At 57.5% G+C, this 6,002-nt stretch carries 5 protein-coding genes and 2 pseudogenes; 4 read left to right on the top strand and 3 right to left on the bottom strand.

Going from position 1 to position 6,002, the window contains the following annotated elements; genetic code table 11:
* Positions 1-186, top strand: a pseudogene (locus JQ575_RS07640) (hypothetical protein); the annotation flags it as partial.
* A 274-nt stretch (positions 187-460) separates the two neighbouring features.
* Positions 461-802 (top strand): hypothetical protein, encoded by a 342-nt coding sequence (locus tag JQ575_RS07635; protein ID WP_212032596.1) that lies wholly within the window; start codon positions 461-463, stop codon positions 800-802.
* 488 nt (positions 803-1,290) lie between these two features.
* On the opposite strand, the gene JQ575_RS07630 is transcribed toward JQ575_RS07635, so the two are convergent.
* Together JQ575_RS07630 and JQ575_RS07625 are read right to left on the bottom strand one after the other, a co-directional pair.
* A complete protein-coding gene (locus JQ575_RS07630; protein ID WP_212032595.1) occupies positions 1,291-1,635 on the bottom strand; it encodes a helix-turn-helix domain-containing protein in 345 nt (114 codons plus the stop codon).
* Positions 1,636-2,009: 374 nt separating this feature from the next.
* Positions 2,010-2,549, bottom strand: a complete 540-nt coding sequence (locus tag JQ575_RS07625) for a hypothetical protein (protein WP_212032594.1) — start codon at positions 2,547-2,549, stop codon at positions 2,010-2,012.
* 680 nt (positions 2,550-3,229) lie between these two features.
* Here JQ575_RS07625 and JQ575_RS07620 point away from each other — a divergent pair.
* Both JQ575_RS07620 and JQ575_RS07615 read left to right on the top strand, forming a co-directional pair.
* Positions 3,230-3,766, top strand: a complete 537-nt coding sequence (locus JQ575_RS07620; RefSeq protein ID WP_212032593.1) for a phasin family protein — start codon at positions 3,230-3,232, stop codon at positions 3,764-3,766.
* A 169-nt stretch (positions 3,767-3,935) separates the two neighbouring features.
* Positions 3,936-4,661 (top strand): annotated as a pseudogene (locus JQ575_RS07615) (DNA ligase); the annotation flags it as partial.
* A gap of 39 nt (positions 4,662-4,700) precedes the next feature.
* Here the strand turns inward: JQ575_RS07615 and JQ575_RS07610 are convergent.
* The gene (locus tag JQ575_RS07610) at positions 4,701-4,910 is read right to left on the bottom strand and encodes a hypothetical protein (protein WP_212032591.1); all 210 of its coding nucleotides are present in this window, start codon (positions 4,908-4,910) and stop codon (positions 4,701-4,703) included.
* Positions 4,911-6,002 lie beyond the last annotated feature (1,092 nt).

Here is a 6,002-nt window from a genome sequence, read left to right as displayed (position 1 = left end):
ATTCAGTACAAACGAGTGACACCACGTTTCTTTGCAGTGTCCAGCATTCGCAATGGGCGAACCTGGTACAACCGCTGTAACCGGGTGAACGAATACATGAATTGCGTCCTAATAAATTATCCAGCCGCGGAAGACCGTCAGTGGGATTCGGTCGTCACTCGGATCAGCCTGTCGCTCGGAAACTAGCAGGCCTAAGATCTAGCGCGAGAATGTGGGTCAGTAACCGGTACCGGTACCTGACCAATTTCAATCCCGGCATACCGCCCCCCGGAAACCACCATCCCTCGTAACCAATATCCGGTCTCAGCCACGGTCGAGCAAATTAGCAGCCACACTGGCGATATAGCGGCGGCGAACGAGGCGTGTGTCAGGGCATGATGGCGTGGAGGGGACCGGACGTCATGCGGAACAAATCGGTCTGCCCATCGTATCCGGAGGGAGGCCGAACGACGAGGCATGGATGCGCGACCCAAACACCGTCGCAGCGATTGTCAACGCCTTACGGCAAGTTTATGGCGACGACATCGCGCGGGTCAGTTTGAACGACGGCTTATCTCTGGCCGCGCTGATCGAGGTCCTGTTGTATTCACCGCTGAAAAACCACGACGCGATCAAGTTGATTACGCGGGCGCTTAGCTCCGGCGATTTCATCGTGACACCGGACTTTGGACCCGTCTGGCATCTCAAATATTTCTATGACCGTCCCAGATCGCTGCACGTCGTGGACATAGCCGTCATGACCCTGGATCAGGGCACTATTCCAAGCACGGAGATCCACTTACGCCTGCCAAACGACAATTGACAGCGCCCGAGACCGCGCCGCACGGTGACGGTAAGCGCGTGCGGATGGCGTCAGGCGACGGGGCGGTGTGTCGTAGTGGAAATGGAGTCGGCGCAACAAGCCGTCACCGGAAGCTGGGGTAAGACGGTGACGGCCTCTGCTTCGCTCACGCAATACTAATGTCCCCAGAAGGACGGGCCGATGGTGTTCTGAGCCGGTTCACGATCCGTTAACGACACGGGATGCTCACCGATTAGGAGCCGCGACGTTTGGATGGGCGCACCGTGTGATAAAGCCAAGGCGCTGCAACGGCCATTGCCGCACGATGCACTCAGGATCGCCACGCGCGGGGCCGACAAAGAAGCTAGCGCGCGCGAACGCAATTCAACGACCCTTTCCTTGACGGCCTCGGATGAAGCGGCGGCGTCCTCCGGTTTCACCGACCCGTGCCTGCCGACAAGACGGGGCGATCTATTGACATCAGCGCACACCACCGAAATGCGAACGAACTACGAGCCGTAATCCGAGGCCGCGACCGCGCGCATTCTGGCGAGCGCAACCGGCATGGCCGCTGCCTTATCTTGCGGATGCGTCTTCGCAGCTATCGTTTCCGCGCTCTTGCCACGGCTTTCGTGACGAGGGATGTAGAAACCCTCTGCGGAATACACGGAAATCTTGTTCCGAAGCGACCGCACTGAGACGCCAAGCAGATGCGCCGACACGGTTCTATTCCCTTGAGTATGAGCGAGGGTTTCTAAGATCAGGTCCCGCTCTACGACACTAATGGTCGAGCCGACCAGCCGCCGAGCGAGACGACGGCGTGACGAATAGGAAATTGGAGCGTGAGTACTCATTGCCTGATACTCCACAACACAACGCCCAACCCACCCCTTCGTCAGGACACAACAATATAGTTAATAGTTTATGAAGGGTCTGAGATCGGCTGCGGTCATGGCTAGTCATGCCGATAGGTCGCCTGTCAGGCCCCTCACGCATGCCCATCGGATAGAGGGCATTGTGTCAAAGGGCGGATGAGCGCAAGCGCGAGGAGCAGTGGCGATGGCCTTGCTGGGCCTTTATCGTGCGCCTATGGGGGTGGAGGCGGACCTGCGCCATCTGCCGCTGATCGAGAAGCGGCGGCTCGCCAAGCTGAGGCCAAGCGGCGCTCCATGCAGGTCGTTGAGCATCTGCCAGTGTTTTCATCCACGCGATCCGTGCGGCGATGATCTCAGTGCGGCTCGGACTTTGGCGGCGATGATGCTGATCGGGTTTTGACCGCCGCGCAGAACTGCTCCGTGACCGCCGCCCTTTCGGCGGCGACGTCCCAGCCATTCGTCTCGGCGTTTTCCTTGGCCAACTTATGCTCGATCTGAAGTACCTGTTTGAAGGCTGCGTACGATTTCCAGTCGGCCTTGGACAGCTTGGCCGGGGGCGCACCGCAGACGTTGTGGGCAATCGCGTTCCGCACACCATTGCTGACGTCGCTCATGTGACCCTCGATCACGGCGGTAAAACGCGCCTTGCCGTATTGGCTGTTGGCTGCGATGAAGTCCTTGCAGAAGGCGATCCGTTGTCCTGCGTCGCGGGCCTTGATGTAGGCCGTCTGCGTTTCGTAATTGAGGCGGAAGGCGAGTTTTTGGGCGTTCGGGTCGGATTTGACCGCTGCGAGCATGGCGGGGTGCTCACGCAAGATGGCGTCATTGATCCTGATGTCACAAAATTTGGCGAGGGAGACGACCGGAACGTAGGCCCGCACCTTGGCTTCCAAGGCATCGTTGGCGTTCGCAACTGGTGCAAACAGGCTGGCGGCGATTGTGAAAGCAGCGAGACAGCGTTTCATTGGTGACATTGCTCCAGATCACCGAACGGCAGCAGAGCCGGGTCGGGATCGCGGTGGCCGACCGCACACGCCAGCGCGGCTTCTCAGCCGTCAACCACTGGGCGAATTCCTCGGACGGCTGTCGAGCAGCAGCGTTGATCTGAATTATGCTGCGGGATGTGGCCGTCCTGAGGCCGAGGCCGCTTTGGCAAAGAGCAAGGACTTCGGCCAGCGACGGGAAATCATGAGTGGATATAACCGGTAGCAGTACCTGACCGATTTCAGGCCGACATACCGCCTCCCGGAGGCCCCCACCCCCTCTAGCGATTTCGCCAAGCAAACGAGACCGTCAACTGGATTGGACTAACTGCAGTGCTTCGGCGGTGTCCCCATTGCCCCAACGGCAAAAACGAACGACGGCGACCACGGCCACGCTGAGGACGACGGTGGCGATCCCGGCAACTTGGATCTTGAACGCCCGTCTCGGGTTAAATGGCATGCGCCATTCTCGACGGCAGGCGAGCGACCGCTTTGACCTATGTCAAGCAAGGATTGACGATGCTGTCCCTTGCTGGCTGGGTTGAACCGCCCGGCTGCTGCTCGTGCCAACGGTCAAAGGAGATCGCCGAATGTCCAAGGACAGCAAACTGACGAAAACGGCTGCCGTCTCCAAGAGAAAGCCAAGGAAAAAGGGCACCGTGTCCAAGGACAGCAAGCCGATGAAGACGGCCACCGTCTCCGACGACATGAAACCGAGAGAAAAGGGCGTAGCTGGCGAGACGCCGCTTTTTGACTTCACCAAACTTATGAGCCAGTTCCAACTTCCGGGCGTCGACTTCACGGCGCTTGTGGACCGTGAACGGAAGAACATCGAAGCTCTCGTCAAATCGAATAGAATCGCTTTCGAGGGCTGGCAGCGCCTCGTTCGGAGGCAAGCAGAAATGCTTGAGGAAACGATGAAGAAAGTGGTTGCCGATGCTGGTCAGGAAGACCCCAAAAAGCGCGCGGATCTCGCAAGAGAGGGTTTTGAAAAGGCCTTGGCCAACATGCGAGAACTAGCCGAGATCACCACCCAATCTCAAAAAGAGGCCTTCGACGTGGTTCGCAAGAGAATCGAAGAGAACGTGGAAGGCATCCGAAATTTTGGAAAGAAAGCTGGCAAATGAACTACATCTCCGGCAGGTGCCTGACGGGATCGGGCGCCCGGAGGGCCATTGCTGTCGCAGCGGCTGATCTCCTCGGCTTCGCCCACGATGTTCGTCATGTGCCGCCTCCAATCCAAGACTGTCTGTCCCGGCCTTCATGATGTCGGACCGGTAGCGGTACCCGATGCGGTGGCATATCAGTGCAGGCTCTGCGATCATCGACGGCGAGATCGTTGTGCCGGCCGCGGATGGCACGACCGATTTTTCCGTTCTGCAGAACGAACTCAAGGGCAAGTCCGACAAGATCGTTTTCGTCGCGTTCGACCTGCTCTATCTCAATGGTTACGATCTCCGGAAGCTGCCGCTGATCGAACGCAAGACGCATCTCAAGAAGCTGGTTGTTGCCAAAACGTCGATTCAGTTCAGCGAAAGCTTCGAAACCGATGGCCCCGAGATCTACGCCTGCAAGGTCGGCCTCGAAGGCGTCGTCTCAAAGGTACGCGACATTCGCTATTCGTCCGGCCGCGGTAACGACTGGATCAAGAAGACCTGCGCCCAGCGCGAGATGCTGACGATTGCCGGCTTTGCGCTCGACGGTAACGATTGGGACGGTATCTATCTTGGTCGGCGCAAGGGCAACGACCTCCTCTACGCCGGCAAGGTCGACCACGGCTTCGACAAGACATCCGCGGCAGAGTTGCGCCGACGTCTCACGCCGCTGATCCGCAAAACCCAGCCCTATTCTAAGCGCATCGCGCATCGAGGCATCTGGGTTGAGCCGGAGCTGTTGGAATACCGAGCAAAATCGGCCGAAGGCAAGGTTCGACACCCGTTCTTCAAAGGCTTGAGAGAACTCTCTGACGCGGTGTACGCGTCATCGGCAGCGCCCCCCGGAAGCCGCGGCTGCGGCTTCTGAAGGTTATCGACTAATGTGGAGATGTTCCGGTTTCCCGGTTTAGATATAGCCGCCCCGCCCCCCGCTGTTGGTAAGATATGCGGTCATATGAGCAAAAGCGCCAGCAAAGTCTCCTTTTTTGAAACTGTCCCTAGCTGCTGTTAGATCCGCGGCGCCGGGACGACCACCAGCCACAACCGCGATATTGTCGTCCGTCAGTTCGCCACTTTCACGAACTTCGCGGCTCTCGGTACGCTTTGTGTTGCTCATGATCTTCTCCATATAGGCCAGCGCGGGCCATCCGTCGCTGAGTACCACACTCGCTCAACAGTCCCCGCAGTACCGTGAGGCAAATCACTGACGGGAGAGCAAATCGACATTGTTGTGATGGCAATCACAAATCTCGCGGCGATTTTATGAGTACACCCCCAAGATCTCGCGATCCCGCGTGGATGGTTGTGGCTGCACGAGAGTGGCACGTATGCGAAATTTACACCCGGGGCGGCACTGTTCGCCTGAGATCGCGAAAAGCCGCGCCTTCAATTATAGCACGCCCACAAAGGCAGAAACGACCAAGATTGCCGCTCCCACCGCTAGGATTACCACATCAACTGTTATGCGTCGCCTGGCAGATTCGGTCATGGCTGAACCCTCCATCCACGGGAGCGCGTTGTCTGACCAATCGCGACCAAGCACTGTGCGTCAGCTCACATACATATCAGGAAAGTTCACTGAAGCGGGTGCGGATCTGTTGGCCTAAACCAGCTGACGCAGTCACCTGCGCTTCAATCAACGGGCAAAGCAACCGCCAGCCCGGCCTAATACAAACCCGGCCTGCCTGGATCTAGCGTCATGATCGGCTGGACGACCTCGCGCTAGATGTTCGACCATTGAAGACTACGCCATTCATCAACGCCAACCAAACGAACGGCCAATTTGGCGCAGCATCGTTGATACCAAATGCCAGTAATGACCATTATAAAATTCGTAGTCGATAAAAATAACGACTCCAACCGCAACGGCAACAATCCAAAATATTCTCATTAGCAATGTCCCCGATTAAATGATGGTGACAAGCAAGACAACGAATGAAAGTGGCCGCCAAGGGAGGCCCTAGTGTGTCTCCAATTCAATGCGGTTGCACCCGTAGCAACCGAACACCTTGATTAACGGCTTGGTCCCAATAGCTGGCAGCTTGCCGAGCGGCATCATCTCAGCACGGCAATTCTCGCACTCGCGAATTTTCGAAATTGATTCGATCATTTTGCGACGATGCGCGCCAAACCAGTCGGAACGATGAAGAATTCCTCCGTAGGACTACGGCAATCACAGGCCCTGCTCTGTCGATGCGGGCGGGATAAA

It is taken from the genome of Bradyrhizobium sp. JYMT SZCCT0428 (assembly GCF_018131075.1).
In the GTDB taxonomy this organism is placed as follows: Bacteria; Pseudomonadota; Alphaproteobacteria; order Rhizobiales; family Xanthobacteraceae; genus Bradyrhizobium.
The sequence above is the reverse complement of the archived record's forward strand: the minus strand, read 5'-3'. Positions and strand labels throughout refer to the sequence as shown.

Coding starts and splice junctions, on each gene's coding strand:
- JQ575_RS07630 (WP_212032595.1), bottom strand. CDS start 1,635: ATGAGTACTCACGCTCCAATTTCCTATTCGTCACGCCGTCGTCTCGCT.
- JQ575_RS07610 (WP_212032591.1), bottom strand. CDS start 4,910: ATGAGCAACACAAAGCGTACCGAGAGCCGCGAAGTTCGTGAAAGTGGC.
- JQ575_RS07635 (WP_212032596.1), top strand. CDS start 461: ATGCGCGACCCAAACACCGTCGCAGCGATTGTCAACGCCTTACGGCAA.
- JQ575_RS07620 (WP_212032593.1), top strand. CDS start 3,230: ATGTCCAAGGACAGCAAACTGACGAAAACGGCTGCCGTCTCCAAGAGA.